The sequence below is a fragment of the Shewanella sp. SP1S1-7 genome, assembly GCF_031932105.1.
GTDB classification, from domain to species: domain Bacteria; phylum Pseudomonadota; class Gammaproteobacteria; order Enterobacterales; family Shewanellaceae; genus Shewanella; species Shewanella baltica.
Map to the genome: position 1 here is coordinate 96075 of NZ_JAUOEU010000014.1, position 16204 is coordinate 112278.

A 16204-nucleotide genomic window follows, 5' to 3' on the forward strand; every position below is an offset into this window, starting at 1 on the left:
TTTATTTCACTCCATTTAAGAGGGAAATCACGCTGTCATAAAGGCTAAATAAATCTTGGCTCTTATCATTGCCACCCACAGACATAGGCAACATCACCACGGGCAAGTTCGCTTTTTCACCCAGCCATTTTGCACCGCGCTCGTCCTGATAAGAGGCCACGACCACCGCCAGAATATCCCCTTGTTCGGCGCGCGTCAGCAGACTCGCTAAGTGGCCGCTAGTCGGAGCTAAACCCGGTTTAGGCTCTAAATCCGCCACTTGCTCGATACCAATCCAGTTGAATAAGTATCTGAAGCTTGAGTGGTAAGCGATCACTTTTTTACCTTGTAATCCCTTAGCTTGCTCTTCCCAACGCGGGACTGCGGCTTGCCAGCGAGTGGTAAAATCTGCCAGTGACTTTTGATAATCGGCCGCGCCAGCAGGATCTAACTGAGTCAGCTTAGCACTCAGTGCCGTGGCGACTTTTAACAGACGCGTCGGGTCGAAATGAATATGTGGATTGCCTTGGGCATGCACATCACCCATGCTGCGATTGACACTGGCCAGCTTATCTAAGGTCTCGATTTGATCGGCGGCGAAAAATAAGCCTTGATCGGTCGAGCGCACATTCGCGTTTGCCGACTTCATTTGCAGCATAGGCAACCAACCCACTTCAAGATCGGCACCAGCGCAGACCACAAGATCCGCCTGACGCATTTTGGCGATCAAACTCGGACGCGCCTGCACTTGATGCGGGTCCTGCAATGCTGTTGTTGCCGAATAGATGCTCGCCGTAGGAGCCAGCTCCTTCGCTAATGCTGCATATTCAGGTTCACAGGCAAACACGTTCAGTTCGGCGTGAGCCAAACCGGCATAAGTGATAGATAAGGCCACTGCGGCCAATTTAGCTAAATTAGAATTGATGCGCACCGTGAGCCCCCAGAGACATAATGTATTGAATAGTGAAGATATTATCGTCTTCAATTCCGTCGAAGTTAGTACCCTTTTGATTGGTATACTGGAAACGAACCGTCGAGAAATGGCTAGAATGCCAAGCCAAACTCACCTCAGATTCTTTCAACTTCTGCCCATGGAAATGATCGCCATGGAGCTCTTGCGTATCCGCTTCACCATAACGCACACCCGCTGACCAGCTCGGCGTGAATTGGTACACACTGCTCAGATACCAACCTTGGTGGTAATCTTGGCTTGGCGCATCCTCAGGATGTAGATCGACAGGGGTAAAATCGCTCACCCGATAATACTCGCCGCTCACAGTAAGATTTTGATATTTGTAGTTACCGTTAGGCGCCCACTTATAAACAAAATCAGCACCATAGGTATTTTTACCTGTGTAAGATGCGGCGTGGCTATGGCCTGCGTGCTCATCACCATGGGCATGCTCATCTTCATGTTCGCCTTCTTCATGGGCGGTCACTTGGCCATTCTCGTTACGCAGGTAACTTAAACCCGCTTGCCATGAACTGTTATCGCCGATGTCGCCACCGATTTTTGAGTACAAGGTATAAACGCCGACCTTCTTAAACTCACGCTCACCATGCTCATCAGCGGCACGTAAACTGTCGCCCTTAAAGGCTTCAACGCCCATAGTCCAATACAAGTCAGTCGGCGCTACGTAGTTGAAACGTATACCATCATCAAAATAATGGCCGCCTAAGAATGCACGGTAAACCACTGGACGGTCGGTGAAAGAATCTGTGTGTAAATGTTGGTTATTGAGGTAACCAATGTCCGATAGGAAACGACCACCGCGGATAGAAAAGCCCGCTGGCATCGCCATGGTTTGAATGAAGGCTTCTTCAAGATTCAGCTCAGTGTCACCGTCATGCATCTCAACCACAGCTGTGACTTTACCGTAAAACATATCATCGATATTGGCGCTCAGGGCCAGCTCAGTCTCACCTAAACCAAAGCCATCCGGGCTCTCGGCTAATGGACGCTCACCCGTTTGATAGTAACCATTTAATACGGCGCTGATCGCTGGGTTAGTGAGGCTCGAATCTTCAGCCAATAGGCTAGGCGAAACAAACGCACACGCCAAAGCCACCAAAGAAATTCGGGTATTTAAAACAGTCATGATATCTCCAAAATACAACTAGCACTCGACGACTAATATAAAGTCATCAAGAAATACAATAAGTTAAAATGTTTGAGTTGATTTAGAGCGTAGCAGGAGGTGCACGACTGCGATAAACACTGACGTGTTTAGAAATGGAGGGGGGTAAAATAAATTCGACCACATCGAAATGCTGCACGCCTAAATTGAACGTCAGCGGTTGGGTCAATAAAATCTTGTTGAGCTGGTGCTGATGGAAGCACAGGGTACAGTGGGTCTTAGCCCCATCGTCAAGATGGGTCACACTATGGGCTGAGGCGGCAAAAGACAGCAATATCAAGATGGCCGAAAGCCATATCGAAATCGTGCGTCTAATGTGACGTTTAAGTCTCACTCAGTCGTCCCCATAGTTAAAAAGTTGCATAAGTCTATGTCAGGGCCATAGCAAGTTGCAATAAGGTAATTACTTTGCAAAAGGTTACAAGATATTTGAAGTGGGTAATCTTAGCGGCAATTTGCCGCATCTATAACGGCAAAACCTTACGGGAGTGCTGGTAAAAGAGTGCATTTAAGATTAGCTTAAGTGAGTGTAACTATAGTGTATTTAGTTTTTATGTCAGCGAGCACAACGGCGAAATTGAGCTCGATATGGCGTCCGTTTTCAACCACCAAAAGGCAACTCTCATGCTAGCATTTTTTCGTGAAAACTTAGGGCTTATCTTAGGGATAGTGATTTTCAGCGTGGTGATATTTGGTGGAATTTATTACGTTGAGCATTCCTTAGCGGCCCAAGAACAAGTCGTTCAGTAAACCTAGAGTCACACTCTGTGGCGGTAATTCGCCTGGGTAAACTCCTTCTTCGCTATACCTTGAGCGCCCGCTAAAGGCGCTCGAATCATTTCTGCCTCAGCAGATTGTCTTATTGCTTTGTTATCGGTACTTCTGTCTTTGGTCACTATCATCGACGGGTTCCGGCGCTTCAATGGTGATCACTTGGTCCATAAAGTGACTCACGAACAACAACATCAGCGAAAAAATCATCACAGGGATCGCAAAGTGCCGCACTGAGGCATCAAAATAACTGTATCCCGCCGTAAACACACTCAAATAAAAGCCTAATAACTTAAGCTTAGCCAATGTTGGGCTACGGCCTAACCAAGCGGTGCAGTGAGGACAACGCACTTGGGCGTCAAAACCTTTGCCTCTTTGCTGGGTGATATCACTGACCTTGATGTACTGATTACAATGGGAACACAACATGAAAACACGATTCCTAAATAGCGATGCGCAAGTTTACCAGATCCCTGCCAGAGTACGGCCTGCAAATGCTGATAAAAGGCTAATCTTGTCGAAAATGCGGATAAAACCAAGAGCCCTAAAGCAAACCAAGTAAACCCCTGCGGCAAAAAACCTTAGCTCCGAAGCAAATTTCACTCGACGACGTTTTACAGTCAATCCGGCAGCCACTATCATACTCAAACATATTTCTATTTAAGATCACACCTATGCATCGCTACCTCGCTCTAGTGTTTGCCCTGTTTATCCCATTATTGAGTCTCTCATCCCCAGCGCAAGCCGAACCTGTCGCGGTAACCGATAACACATCAACCACACCTGTGGCGGTCAAAGCTGAACTGGCTATGTTGCAACAGGCTATCGATACCGATATCCATAAACTAAAACATGCAAAAGGTGAGTTGAAGACGATTGTCGAATATCGCATTCAAAACAAAACCTTACAGTTACGTAATAAGATTAAAGATCTGCTCGAAGCAACACCGATCGACAGTGCTTTTCTGCAGCCATTGATCCAAGGGCAATTGAACTACATCCAACAGATTGATAGCTATATCGATGACAACATTGATAAATTAGAGCAGCAATTAGGCTCAGGTAAAGATGATGCGATTCTGCTCGATATCGCTAAGCGCGAATTAGACAAAGACACCTATTACAAACAACAACTCGAGACACTCAATTGGCTCGAACAAGTTGGCCAAGATATTAGTGAAGCGCAAAAGTCACTGCTGCAAATTTTAATTGCGCGTGCAGATATGCTCGAAAGTTTAGTGACTTACACTCAGCAGCAACTGCAAGCCGCAGTCGATACCGCAACTAGTGCAGGTAAAGACGTTACGTCGGCGCAAACCAGCCACGTGATGATGCTAAAGGAACGCTTAGCCCAAAATAGCCAAAGCTTAAATATCGATATCAACTTACTCGATGCTTTAGGCCAAGATACTGCCGCACTGAAAAAGACCTTGTTCAGTGTGTCAGGCGATATTACTCAGGATGTGTTGAGCTTTGATGTAGCCTCAAGCTTAATCGAGCAATGGCTGAACACGGCGCAGGAACAAGCGCTAAATCATGGCCCTACGGTCGTGTTTAAGTTATTTGTATTCTGCTTGATCTTATTTATCGCGGGTCTCGCCGGCAAGTTAGCCAAACAGATAGTGAAGAATACTGTTAGCAATTCTAAATTGAATTTGAGCAAGTTATTACAAGACTTCTTTACTTCGCTATCAGGCAAAGCCGTCTTTACTATCGGACTCTTGATCGCCCTATCTCAACTTGGGATTGAACTTGGGCCGTTGCTCGCAGGCTTTGGTATCGCGGGTGTGATTATTGGTTTTGCCTTGCAAGATACCCTGTCGAACTTTGCCTCTGGGATGATGATCTTAATTTATCGTCCCTACGATGTGGGAGACTTGATCAACGCCGCTGGCGTCACAGGTCGAGTGAGCCACATGAGTTTGGTCTCGACCACGATAAAAACCATGGATAACCAACGTCTTATTATTCCTAATAATAAGATTTGGGGCGACACTATTAACAACATCACGGTCGAGCACCAACGCCGGGTGGATATGACATTTGGTATTGGTTACAGCGACAACATAGAACATGCTGAAGCGATTCTCAAATCCATCGTCGAGGCCCATCCTAAAGTACAGCCATTGCCAGAGCCGACGATTAAACTGCATCTGCTAGGAGAATCTTCGGTGGACTTTATCGTGCGCCCATGGGCAAAACCGGAAGATTACTGGGAAGTGTATTGGGACATTACCCGTGAAGTGAAAATGCGCTTTGACGCCGAAGGGATCAGCATTCCGTTCCCGCAGCGCGATGTGCATATCTATCAAACCACGAAATAACCGTTTTAAAACAGCGCTAAAGCGTTAGCACTAAAACAGTATTAGCACGTTAACTGAGTCAAAGGGCGTAGCTGTCAGCTCGCCCTTTTCTATCTCAGCACAGTTAGTTTTGTATCTAAGCGTTCGCTTTACTCTAAACGTTTGTATTGAATCTAAACGTTAGCCCAAACCGACTATCTCGCCTTTGGCATCAATATCGATTTTCAAGTATCCTGGTTTCAGCCCAAGTCCTGGCATAGTCATCACATTACCCACTAAGGCGGTAATGAATCCCGCCCCCGCATGTAACACTAACTCTCGCACTGGCACCACAAAATCCTTAGGAACACCCTTTAAGCTAGGATCGTGGCTAATGGATAACGGCGTTTTAGCCATACACAAAGGCAAATGTCCATAGCCAAGCGCGGTCAGTTGCTGCGCCTGTTGTTTCGTCTCGATAGACAGACTCACGCCTTTAGCGCCGTAGCCTACTTCGGCTAAGGTGGATAACTTAGCCTCCAATGAGGCTTCATCTGGATATAACAGCTTGAACTGACTCTTAGTTTCAGCGGCGCGAACCACAGTTTGCGCTAAGGCGATAGCGCCCGCTTCCCCTTGGCTGAAGGCATCGCTAATTTCACAACCAAAGGCAGCACTCGCATTGACGGCTTCCGTTAGCCATTGCAACTCAGCATCAGAATCAGTGGCGAAACGATTAATAGCCACCACCACAGGAACGCCATAACGCGCCACATTGTTGATATGCCAGTTTAAATTTGCAAAGCCCGCTTCGAGTCGAGACTGATCAGGGGCATTGCTGTTTGTCGCGCTTATGTTTGGCACATGGATATTTGATACATTGCTATCCGCCTCAGATGCCAAGCCACTATTGGCCTTCAGCGCTTTTACAGTCGTCACCAACACAGCGGCGGCTGGCGCCTGCCCCGATTGACGTACTTTGATATTACAGAACTTTTCAAAGCCCATATCCGAGCCGAAACCGCCTTCAGTCACCACAAAGTCCGCCAGCCTGAGGGCGATATCATCGGCAATAATTGACGAGTTACCGTGGGCAATATTGGCAAAGGGCCCTGAATGGATCAGGCAAGGCGAGCCATTTAAGGTCTGCATTAACGTCGGCTTTATCGCATCGGCCATGATGGCCGTCATCGCGCCAGCCACACCTAAATCGTCGGCGGTAATCACTTGCCCTTGGGTATTTAAGGCCAACACTAAACGACCAATCCGCACCCGCATATCCGCCAAATCATGACTTAAAGCTAAAATCGCCATCAACTCAGAGGCGGCGGTAATATCAAAGCTAGATCCGTACTCTGGGCCGTTATTGTCGCCTAAGCCCACCTGGATTTGCCTAAGGCAGCGATCATTATGATCGACCACTCGGTGCCAGCGGATCTCGTTGGGATCGATAGCCAAAAACGCTTGTCCAGATTGCGCTTCAAATTCTGTTTTACCTAAGCGCGCCTCGTGGAATAGCCGCGCCGCAATCGCCGCGGCCCCTAAATTGTGGGCACTGCTGACGGCATGAATGTCACCCGTGAGATGTAAGTTCATCTCCTGCATGGGCACCACTTGCGCATAACCGCCACCCGCAGCACCGCCTTTTATCCCAAACACAGGTCCCATACTGGGCTGGCGAATACAAGCACAGGCCTTTTGGCCTATGACATTTAACGATTGCGTTAAGCCAATGCTCGTCACCGTTTTACCTTCGCCGTGGGGCGTGGGCGTAACTGCGGTGACGATAATCAATTTGCCTTTGCGCTGCCCCGCTAAACGCTGCAACACACTGAGCTCAACCTTGGCTTTAGTGTGACCAAATAGCATCATCTCTTCGGGTAACAGGCCTAAGTCGGCGCCAATTTCGGTGATGTTTTTAAGGCTTGCGCGACTCGAAATATCCATATCTGTCAGCATGCGTCGATTTCTCCCTTTCAGATACGCTTTGGTTTAGTATGAGGGGTTGCTAAGCACAACACTCATTGAATAGGGCGGATATTAGGTGATTGGCTTTAAGATATATAGCCATCGAAAGGGTTAATGAGCGATTCCTTAATCTGCATCAAATATTTTGCCCTGCGCCCTATAAATCCAACGCACACAGTCCCAAAGAGGAACAGCATGAGCGAGTCCCATTTTACTTTTTCTGAATTTGTTGCTGGTTTCTGGCGAATGGAAAGCTGGGACATGACGCCCATTCAGCGCCTTAGCCTGATTGAGCAATACCTAGAACTAAGCGTGACCACTATGGATCACGCTGATATTTATGGCCAATATCAATGCGAAACCTTGTTTGGCGAGGCATTAGCCTTAAAGCCTGCACTGCGCCAACAGATGCAAATTGTCAGTAAATGCGGCATTAAACCCGCGTTTGCCTGCCGCCCTGAGCGCTACGTTAATCACTACGACACCTCCTGTGAGCATATTATTGCCAGCGTCGAGCATTCCCTTAAGCAGCTCAATACCGATTATTTAGATCTACTGCTGATCCACAGGCCCGATCCCCTGATGGACGCTGATGCGGTCGCCGAGGCATTTAAGATCCTCAAGCAAGCAGGTAAAGTGCAGCATTTTGGCGTATCGAACTTCACCAATGCACAGTTTTCCTTGCTGCAATCGCGCTTGGATGCTCCTTTAGTCACTAATCAAGTGGAACTCTCACCACTAGCGATGAGCACCCTACACGACGGTACGCTCGATTTGTGTCAGCAACGTCGTATTCGGCCTATGGCTTGGTCGTGCTTAGCGGGCGGAAAGATTTTTGAAACCACAAATCCACAGGCAGTTCGCTTGCATCAAACCCTCAAGCTCATCGCCGAGCAAGTGGGAGCCCAAGATATCAGCCAAGTGATTTATGCCTGGGTTCGTATGCTACCAAGCCGACCCGTGCCGCTTATCGGCAGTGGCAATATCGAGCGGATAAAGCGCGCCGTTGCCTCCAATGAGATCCAGCTCGATCGCCAGCAATGGTTCAGTATTTGGCAGGCATCTATGGGTCACAGCGTACCTTAATTTTTATCTCCCAAACGCAACAACCATAAACAACAACGGCGCCAGAAGGCGCCGTTGTTGTATGTATTATTGAATGCGACTTAAAACTGCACATCGCCACTTAAATGCGGGCGACGACCTTTGCTGTCACGTAACTCAAATACCATATTATTAGCATTCTGCTCATAGCCAAATCCAACATCGGCAGGCATCAAGAGTGGCAGTTTAAAGGTGACATCCACAGTAAATGGACGATCGCCAATGCTTGGCATCAACTCAGCCAAACAACGGGCCTTAGACCACATACCATGGGCGAGCACGCGATCAAAACCAAAACGCTTTGAGAGCACAGGATGCAAGTGGATCAAGTTATAGTCACCAGATGCCTTAGCATAACGACGACCTAAATCTTCACTCAAACTCCAGCTTTGTGGCGTTTCCCACGCCATATCAATGGCTTTAGGTGGACGAACCCGACGTCCAGCAACATCGATACGATATAAATAGGTGGAAAGCGATTCCCAAACGAGTTCTTCACCCACAAACGCCTTAGACACAAATTCAAATTCTAAGCCAGAATCCGTCTCACGGCTCGTCGTCAAGGCGCACTCGAGGGAGAAAGTCTCGTCAACCGTCACAGGGCGATATACTTGAATGCGGTTCTTTAGGTGGATCATCCCAAGCAGTGGGAAAGTGATGCCATCGTGGGTAAAAATCACCGCATGCAGACGAAATGCCATCACGTACAAATAGGTTGGCGGCAGCACTTTACCGTCAAATTGAAAACCACACACCTGCGCATATTGGCTTACTTTAGTTTCAGACACAGTCACATGCGGCGCAGTCACCTTTATATAGGGCAGCGGTTGCTGATCCCAACCCGGCTTACGGCCAAAGAAGATCTTGCGATAAAGAGAAAACAGCGACGGCATCGCGTTCAATTCAACACAATATGCATTATTCAAGTCTGAGTACCTTTTAATTAACTATCCCTTGGCACATAAATGCATTGCCATAAATTACCCCGCACAGACGAGTAACGTCTGCTCAATCAAGTTGATAACGAGTGTAAAACAGGCAGCGCTGCGTCTTAATAAGGGCTGATGCTGACTCACCGAATGGATAGCTATAGAGTCAGGTTTGTCGAAAACGGCGTGATTATAACCCAGAGGACAGAGTTCTGTGTATCCCTAAGTTTAGTAGGAATAATTACTACAAATAAAATCAATGAATTAAAATATTATGATACAAATTTACCCATCTCGGCTCGGCGATAACATCTCCTGAGTGCGAAAAATTTACGTCTGTGCCACACTATCGTTCCACTCTCTTTAACCTAGTTATCACGTGCAAGATAAGAATTTTGATAAGCTCGCGCAAAAATTTGCGAAAAATATTTATGGTACGCCTAAAGGCGACATTCGTGCCGCTGTACTGTGGCGCGACCTCGCACCTGCGCTAGTAAAACTGGGGGATAGAAAACTCAGGGTATTAGATGCGGGCGGTGGTTTTGGTTACTTTAGCCAGAAATTAGCCCGCCTCGGCCACGAAGTGGTGCTGTGCGATATCTCGGCGGAGATGTTGGCACAAGCGCAAGAGCAGATAGATGCATCGCCTGAACCATTAGCTATGCAGCTAATCCATGCGCCTATTCAAGCTCTGTCGGTCGAGCAACATGGCTATTTCGATATCATATTGTGCCATGCGGTCGTCGAATGGTTAACGGATGCTAAGCCCACGATGGCGGGCCTACTCACTATGCTTAAACCTGCGGGATTATTCTCTTTGATGTTTTACAACAAAGAAGCCATGCGCTTTCATGCCTTAGTGTCGGGCAATTTCGATTACGTTGCCGCAGATTTAAAAGTGAAAAAGAAAGTGCGGCTAACACCCACGCACCCACTTTATATTCAAGAGGTTAAAGATTGGTTTAGCGAGTGGCAGATATCACTCATCTGTCAGTCTGGCGTGCGGGTGATCCACGACTATTTGAAAAAAAGTCAGCCAGTGGATTTCGATTATCAAAAACTGCTGCAAATGGAGCTCGAGTATTCGCAACGCGAGCCCTATATTTCGCTGGGTCGATATGTACACTTTTTAGGGCAGAGTCCTGCAGGTTAAATGCGCGTCGCTCTAAGCGCAGCGACCTAAACAATTACTGGCAAGTCTGTTTCCAGCAGGCGCTCACTTTGGCGCCTGCTCGTTCTAGCAATTGCACCACACTCTTATCGCCCACCACATGACCCGCACCAACCACCACAAATAATGGTGAAGCCACGTCAGTCGAGCCCATTAATTTTATAATGCCGTCGGCCATCACATGGTTTCGCCGCCAGAGAATTTTCTCTAGCATTTCAGTGTCGTCCTCGCCGCCCATTTGCTCCTGCATTATGTTATCAAGCTCAGCTTCATTACCCGAACGCCAAGCCGCAATTAACGACAAAAGGTCTGCATCCGACGTACTAATCGCCTCACGCACCATAGACCACTGCGCTTGGCTATCAAAGGACGCTAATAACTGAAATTGCGACTCGGCGGTTTCTAACTGATACACAGGTAAAGCCGCATGGCGGGCAATCAACTGCATATCAACGCCATAATCCGTGCTGTAACCTAAGTTGTTATAACGTATTAAGTTAAGTTGCGTGGCTTGCAGCCAAGGCGCGAAGGATTGAATCGACTGGCAAACATTGGCCGTGGCAGCGCAATAGGGCGTCATGCTCTCAACCGTTTGTTTATCTCGGCTCTGCCAATCTAAACCTTTGGTTTTATCGGCGCGGCCGTATTGGCGCAGCAAGGCATTGCTATCGGCTTTATTCATATCGACTTCCACGACTAAGCCCTTCGCTTTGCCCAGCGAGGTTTCAATTTGGGTGGGTAATGGATAAAAATCGGCACGTCCAATATGAATCGAGCCCAGTAGATACGCGCTCTTTCCTTGCCATTGCACTTGATAAAATGGCGGCTTATCGGTTTCGGCACTCACCGCTTTGGTGCTCCAACCCGTCAACGCCAGAAAACAGATTGCTGCAATTAATCGCCATTGGCTTGTTGCCATATCCTTTGCCCCTTATAATTCCTGCAAATTTTGCAATGAGACGCTGTTATGCCACATACCAAGGTTATAGAGCAACTGAAAGAGAATCTTCAAATCGCCTATCGCCAAGCCATAGACGCCGACGCTAAGTTAGATGAGCTAAAGAAAGCTGGCCATGGAAACTTCACCAGCATATTCACGGCAGAACAAGGTTTTATCGCTTCGAGTAATCGTTTTCTGCCCTATGTACAAGAGTTGGTCGATGACTTAACTCGCATGGAAGAATATGAAGCACTCGATCCTAAAGAACTTGAAACCTATGTGCGCCAGCTCGGTGCTTTACTGCAAACGCTGCAGGCTTTTAAGACACAAAGCTAACCTAGATGAAGAGCTGAAACTCGCCAGTAGCCTTCAGCTCTTTTCATCTGCTATCCACTCAAAACCCCCGCATAACTGACGTTAAGCTCCCTCAAAATTGTCATCATTTTGTCATTTCTAAGTCATAGACTCCGCTCACATAGACGAAGGGGCTGACGTAATGACAAGTTTAGATTTGGCTAAAGAGCTCGATAAAATAATTTCTAAAGCGGCAATCAGTCCCTTATTTCAGCCAATTTTCAATATATTAGAACATAAGATCCTCGGTTTTGAAGCCTTGAGCCGCGGCCCTGAACACAGCCCGTTATACTCTCCAGTGCCGCTATTTCAGACCGCCGAGCATGAAGGCAAGTTAAGCGAGTTAGAAACCCTTTGTCGGCGCATTTCACTCGAGCAATTTAAGCTGCGTCAGTTCCAAGGCAAGCTGTTTATCAATATCTCGCCCAAGGCGTTGTTAGACCCTGCGCACCCCAAGGGCATGACCTTACAGCTGTTGCAACAACTCGGCATAGCGCCATCGCAGGTGGTGATTGAGCTGTCAGAGCAATATCCCGCCGATGATATCGACTTACTTAAATCTTGCTTGAATCATTATCGCAGCCAAGGTTTTTTAACGGCAATCGATGACTTAGGCGCGGGTTATTCCGGTTTAAGGCTCTGGTCAGAATTGTCGCCTGACTATGTCAAAATTGACCGCCACTTTATCCATGAAATTGATTCGACTCCCGTCAAACAGGAATTTGTCCGCTCGATTGTGGAGTTATGCCAAAGCTTAACCTGCAAAGTGATAGCAGAAGGGATTGAAACGCAAGAGGAATTAGCCGTACTCAAACAACTGGGTATCGTCTATTGCCAAGGCTATTTGCTAGGGCGTCCAGAAGTGCTCCCCTGCCGCGCAATGAAAGCGACCTTAGTGCCAAACAATACCCAAATTCAACCTAGATACAGCGAATCCGCCGAAAGCCTGTGCACAAATGCCATCACAGTTGCACCCACACTCAAACTCAAATTTTTAAGTGACACCTTTAGCTCGCAACCCGCACTGCAGGCGGTGGTTGTGGTCGATAATCAGTTACCGCTGGGGATTATCAGCCGCGCAACCTTACTCGAGCTTTTCAGTACGCCCTATGGTCGTGCCTTGCATGAAAATCATGCCGTAAGTGAAGTGATGGACCCGCAGGTTATCCAAATTGAAGCCAACGAACCCTTATCTACAGTGAGCCAATTGCTGACCTCAGAGACGGCCAATACAGTTGCTCAGCAGTTCATTATCCTTCGCCGTGGCAAACTACTCGGCATAGGCCACACCAAAGATTTACTGCAAAGGATCACAGAGCACAGAATTAAGATGGCCCGCCACGCGAATCCTCTGACAGACTTGCCGGGCAATGTGCCCATTCAAGAGGAATTAAAACGCCTTAAGATCCAAAAGAAACACTTTTATCTGGCCTATTTTGATTTGTGTAACTTTAAGCCCTATAACGATATTTATGGCTTTTGTCGCGGCGATGAAGTGATTTGTGAAGTGGCGAATCTGTTACTGAAGTATAAAAGCGACAATTGCTTTATCGGCCATGTGGGCGGCGATGACTTTGTGATTATCAGCACCTGTGAACATATGATCAGCCGTTGCCAACGAATTCTAGCGGACTTTGAAACCCATAAGCATTTGTTTTACAGCGCCGAGCATTGGCAAGCGCAAGAGATGCTCGCCGACGATAGACAAGGCGAAGCCTGCTACCATCAATTGATCAGCCTGTGCGTGGGTATCTTGCCACCAGCACTGACCTTTAACGCCAATGAACATAGCCTGTCGACCTTAAGTGCCCGGGCAAAAAAACAGGCAAAATCCGCGAATAACGGATTTTACCTGTTAGAAAATCACCTTGCTATCGAAACCCAAGCGCTCAGTGCTTGAGTCTTAGGTGACCAATTTAACGATTGAAGGATTAAAGTTGTGGGGCAATCGTCTTCTTTAACCAATCAGTCAACATTTTGGTTTCGTAGATAAAAGGTTTATCGGTTAAAGATTTAATTCCATCCATAAAGCCCATATCCGACAGTTTTTCATCACCCGCAATAATCACTTTGTCGTTTTCTAACACTTGATAGGAAAAAGTTATACGCGGTGGATAAATATCTTTAATAATCCGCAAATCATTAGCGGTCGCACCAAAGGTTGGGCGCATATCACCCGCCAGATCAACATCGGTAATGGTCATTTCAAGCTTTTGATTTGGTTTTAAAATCTTCGCGGCTTCTTTGTTAATATTTTCTGTTAAGGTCTCAAATAAGCGCTTCTCATAGCGGGATTGGATTTCCCCAGATGATTTGATATCGCGAAAATCCTTAGGACTTTGCCAAACAATTTTAACCACGCCATCTTCAGTGACGGGATTCACAGGCGCTTCGTCGGCTGCCCAAGCCGCACTGCAACTTAATACACCTGCGAGTAAAAGGGACTTAATTTTCATATTTGCCTCCAAGGCCTAGATAACTTTCTGGGAACCACAGTACAAAATCTAACCTGAACTAGAGCTTAACGCAAAACTGATATAAGTACAGCTAACGCAATGTAAGCTTTTGTATAAATGAGTAAATTTTATAGAACAACCACAATTGACACGTATCTTTTTGTATCGAGACTGCACTAAGTAAGTGCATAGTTATCAATTTGTGAACATTTTACGCGCATAACCACAAAAAAAACGTTATCCTTCCGCTATTGTTTACATGGCTCACTTAATAAAAATGAAATTCCCCGTTGTACCTGTGTTCATTCTTATCCTGTTTACCTGCGTAGTTAGTGCGATTTGGTTTATCTCCCCGAGTGATAAAAATACCGGCCCTAAAACATGGTCAGCCTTTATCTATAACCATGGCTATGACTCGGGGAAGTATAAAAAAACCGATAACTTTGACAGCTATGAGACCTGCCGCGATTTTGCACGCGAACAATCAGCATTCTACGACGATGTACCTTGGGAATGTGGTTCTATGTGCCAGTTCGATACACGCAAGCAAGGCTTTCAATGCAAAGAAATGAAAAATGAGCGCTAACTAACCGTTCAGCATAGGTTCAATATTTATACAATAAGCTAAGCCCCTCACAGCACAACTCGTTTTCTTTACCGTCTAAGGATGCACGATTTAGAACTGACGTGTTAAACGTAATTTTTAATTTGGAGCTTACCTATGAATCTAAAAACAGCAAACTTATCAAATTCTTACTCACGTAAATTCGCTTTACTAGCCCTGCTAACGATCGGAACTTGCATAAGTCTTTCAAGCCATGCGGCGCCATTGACCATCAGCCAACAACAGGCAGTTAACGCTCATTTTAGCAAATTGGCTAAGACGCAACATGCGGCTGAAACCCAAATGACTGAGCAGCTTAAGCAAGATTTTACTCAGCAATTAACCGTGCAAGAACATGAGTTTATGAATGAAATCTGCCCTAAATACGGCATGACCTTCGATGTCACAACCAATGCCTGCTTACGCTAATAAGCGATGACCAAGATTAAAATGGAAAACGGGCGCTGAGCTCAGGGTATTGTTGCTTTAAATCCTTGGGCTTAGTGCTAAATTTCTTCCCTACGGGCGTCGCCTTGCCCGATGGCATAAAGGGCAGCTCATCACCGGTTCTATCTTCATATAATTGCCCAGCAATAAGATCGTATTCATCCACAAAGGGATAAGCATAGGCATCTCGCTCAGGCCAAGCGGCTAAACGCGCTAAAGTATCAGGCTGATTGACTACACCATCGTAGATTTCTTTGCCGAGTGAAATCAAAAAACACCTGAATTCGGCAAAAGCATATTCAGAATCACAGCCAGTAATAATGTAAGCCGCACCCCACACCGACCACAAATAACTCCGGCGCATCTGCTGACCAAAGATTTTATCGAAGGCTTTTAACTCTTCATTACTCAGTTCGGCGAGTTTCTGCTTCAGTGCTTGAGTCAAAGACTCCTGTGATTGCGCCGCTTCCGTTCGCGTGACTAAACCCCAAAACTCAACTTCTGTCATAAACTTCACCTATTAGAGCCTTTCGCAAAAAGGCATATTCTACACGATATTAAGGTTATACTGGACTCGGATTAGGGCATTTCCTACACTTGCTCATCTTCTTCGCTACCTGTCTACACATACATCTATGCCTAAACGTCTTATGCTACTGATCTCTTTATATTGCCTCTTCAGCATTGCCGCACTTTTACGGGCTGTGACAACGCAATCCTTTGATGTATTCACCCTAGGCGCCCTCCCCGTGCTCGTTGGCATAATGATGCGCACGCCGTGGTCGAGCTTAGTATTGAAGATTTATATCGGCATGCAAACCTTAGGATTTTCCGCCCTAGGCATTACAGCGATTATTGCCTATCGTATAACCCCTGAAGATGTAAAAGTGATTGTTTCTGGTCACAATATTCCTATGTTGCCGCTGACGATAAGCATTATTGTCATTTTACTCCTGCAATATTGGATCGCATTTTCTAAGGTCACGAGTCATTATTTGACCCGTCAAACGCAGTAATGGACATTTGTTGCTAAGCTGTTACTAATCGCGTAGCTTAGCGAC

General features: G+C 46.6%; 18 protein-coding genes. 9 read left to right on the top strand and 9 right to left on the bottom strand.

Features of this window, described 5'->3' with window-relative positions; genetic code table 11:
- Position 1: 1 nt before the first annotated feature.
- The 3 genes from Q4Q49_RS12565 to Q4Q49_RS12575 all read right to left on the bottom strand — a co-directional run bounded on the left by Q4Q49_RS12565 (position 2) and on the right by Q4Q49_RS12575 (position 2451).
- Complete coding sequence (locus Q4Q49_RS12565) at positions 2-910, bottom strand: metal ABC transporter solute-binding protein, Zn/Mn family (protein ID WP_259520541.1); 909 nt, start codon at positions 908-910, stop codon at positions 2-4.
- Positions 894-2078, bottom strand: a complete 1185-nt coding sequence (locus tag Q4Q49_RS12570) for a hypothetical protein (RefSeq protein WP_107403566.1) — start codon at positions 2076-2078, stop codon at positions 894-896. The genes Q4Q49_RS12565 and Q4Q49_RS12570 overlap by 17 nt, the downstream gene beginning before the upstream one ends.
- A gap of 82 nt (positions 2079-2160) precedes the next feature.
- A complete protein-coding gene (locus tag Q4Q49_RS12575; protein ID WP_311999488.1) occupies positions 2161-2451 on the bottom strand; it encodes an ABC-type zinc uptake system zinc chaperone in 291 nt (96 codons plus the stop codon).
- A 290-nt stretch (positions 2452-2741) separates the two neighbouring features.
- Here Q4Q49_RS12575 and Q4Q49_RS12580 point away from each other — a divergent pair, with 290 nt between their 5' ends.
- Positions 2742-2867 (top strand): hypothetical protein, encoded by a 126-nt coding sequence (locus Q4Q49_RS12580; RefSeq protein WP_086010635.1) that lies wholly within the window; start codon positions 2742-2744, stop codon positions 2865-2867.
- A gap of 120 nt (positions 2868-2987) precedes the next feature.
- Here the strand turns inward: Q4Q49_RS12580 and Q4Q49_RS12585 are convergent, their stop codons facing one another.
- Positions 2988-3317, bottom strand: a complete 330-nt coding sequence (locus Q4Q49_RS12585; RefSeq protein ID WP_006084232.1) for a hypothetical protein — start codon at positions 3315-3317, stop codon at positions 2988-2990.
- Between the two features lie 245 nt (positions 3318-3562).
- Here Q4Q49_RS12585 and Q4Q49_RS12590 point away from each other — a divergent pair, with 245 nt between their 5' ends.
- Positions 3563-5212 carry a mechanosensitive ion channel domain-containing protein gene (locus Q4Q49_RS12590; protein ID WP_311999489.1) on the top strand — a complete coding sequence of 550 codons (1650 nt, stop codon included), beginning with the start codon at positions 3563-3565 and terminating at the stop codon, positions 5210-5212.
- Positions 5213-5371: 159 nt separating this feature from the next.
- On the opposite strand, the gene Q4Q49_RS12595 is transcribed toward Q4Q49_RS12590, so the two are convergent.
- Entirely contained in the window at positions 5372-7129 is a 1758-nt protein-coding gene (locus Q4Q49_RS12595; RefSeq protein WP_311999490.1) for a formate--tetrahydrofolate ligase, read from the bottom strand.
- A 204-nt stretch (positions 7130-7333) separates the two neighbouring features.
- Here Q4Q49_RS12595 and Q4Q49_RS12600 point away from each other — a divergent pair, with 204 nt between their 5' ends.
- On the top strand, positions 7334-8224 hold the full coding sequence (locus Q4Q49_RS12600) for an aldo/keto reductase (RefSeq protein WP_311999491.1): 891 nt from the start codon (positions 7334-7336) through the stop codon (positions 8222-8224).
- Positions 8225-8304: 80 nt separating this feature from the next.
- On the opposite strand, the gene Q4Q49_RS12605 is transcribed toward Q4Q49_RS12600, so the two are convergent.
- Positions 8305-9135 carry a MaoC/PaaZ C-terminal domain-containing protein gene (locus Q4Q49_RS12605; protein WP_106651707.1) on the bottom strand — a complete coding sequence of 277 codons (831 nt, stop codon included), beginning with the start codon at positions 9133-9135 and terminating at the stop codon, positions 8305-8307.
- A gap of 415 nt (positions 9136-9550) precedes the next feature.
- Here Q4Q49_RS12605 and Q4Q49_RS12610 point away from each other — a divergent pair, with 415 nt between their 5' ends.
- Entirely contained in the window at positions 9551-10324 is a 774-nt protein-coding gene (locus tag Q4Q49_RS12610; protein WP_311999492.1) for a methyltransferase domain-containing protein, read from the top strand.
- A gap of 34 nt (positions 10325-10358) precedes the next feature.
- Here the strand turns inward: Q4Q49_RS12610 and Q4Q49_RS12615 are convergent, their stop codons facing one another.
- On the bottom strand, positions 10359-11261 hold the full coding sequence (locus Q4Q49_RS12615) for a TraB/GumN family protein (protein WP_311999493.1): 903 nt from the start codon (positions 11259-11261) through the stop codon (positions 10359-10361).
- A gap of 48 nt (positions 11262-11309) precedes the next feature.
- On the opposite strand from Q4Q49_RS12615, the gene Q4Q49_RS12620 reads away from it, so the two are divergent.
- Complete coding sequence (locus Q4Q49_RS12620; RefSeq protein WP_006079998.1) at positions 11310-11618, top strand: hypothetical protein; 309 nt, start codon at positions 11310-11312, stop codon at positions 11616-11618.
- Between the two features lie 160 nt (positions 11619-11778).
- The gene (locus Q4Q49_RS12625; protein ID WP_311999494.1) at positions 11779-13536 is read left to right on the top strand and encodes a GGDEF domain-containing protein; all 1758 of its coding nucleotides are present in this window, start codon (positions 11779-11781) and stop codon (positions 13534-13536) included.
- Positions 13537-13567: 31 nt separating this feature from the next.
- Here Q4Q49_RS12625 and Q4Q49_RS12630 read toward each other — a convergent pair whose 3' ends face one another.
- Complete coding sequence (locus Q4Q49_RS12630; protein WP_006084240.1) at positions 13568-14092, bottom strand: DUF3016 domain-containing protein; 525 nt, start codon at positions 14090-14092, stop codon at positions 13568-13570.
- A gap of 277 nt (positions 14093-14369) precedes the next feature.
- Between Q4Q49_RS12630 and Q4Q49_RS12635 the strand changes: the two genes are divergently transcribed.
- A complete protein-coding gene (locus Q4Q49_RS12635) occupies positions 14370-14678 on the top strand; it encodes a hypothetical protein (RefSeq protein ID WP_012090285.1) in 309 nt (102 codons plus the stop codon).
- 135 nt (positions 14679-14813) lie between these two features.
- Positions 14814-15125: a hypothetical protein gene (locus Q4Q49_RS12640; RefSeq protein WP_311999495.1), complete on the top strand. Its 312-nt coding sequence runs from the start codon at positions 14814-14816 to the stop codon at positions 15123-15125.
- Between the two features lie 16 nt (positions 15126-15141).
- Here the strand turns inward: Q4Q49_RS12640 and Q4Q49_RS12645 are convergent, their stop codons facing one another.
- Positions 15142-15651 (bottom strand): DUF4240 domain-containing protein, encoded by a 510-nt coding sequence (locus tag Q4Q49_RS12645; RefSeq protein ID WP_006079993.1) that lies wholly within the window; start codon positions 15649-15651, stop codon positions 15142-15144.
- 127 nt (positions 15652-15778) lie between these two features.
- Between Q4Q49_RS12645 and Q4Q49_RS12650 the strand changes: the two genes are divergently transcribed.
- Positions 15779-16159: a hypothetical protein gene (locus tag Q4Q49_RS12650; protein WP_311999496.1), complete on the top strand. Its 381-nt coding sequence runs from the start codon at positions 15779-15781 to the stop codon at positions 16157-16159.
- Positions 16160-16204 lie beyond the last annotated feature (45 nt).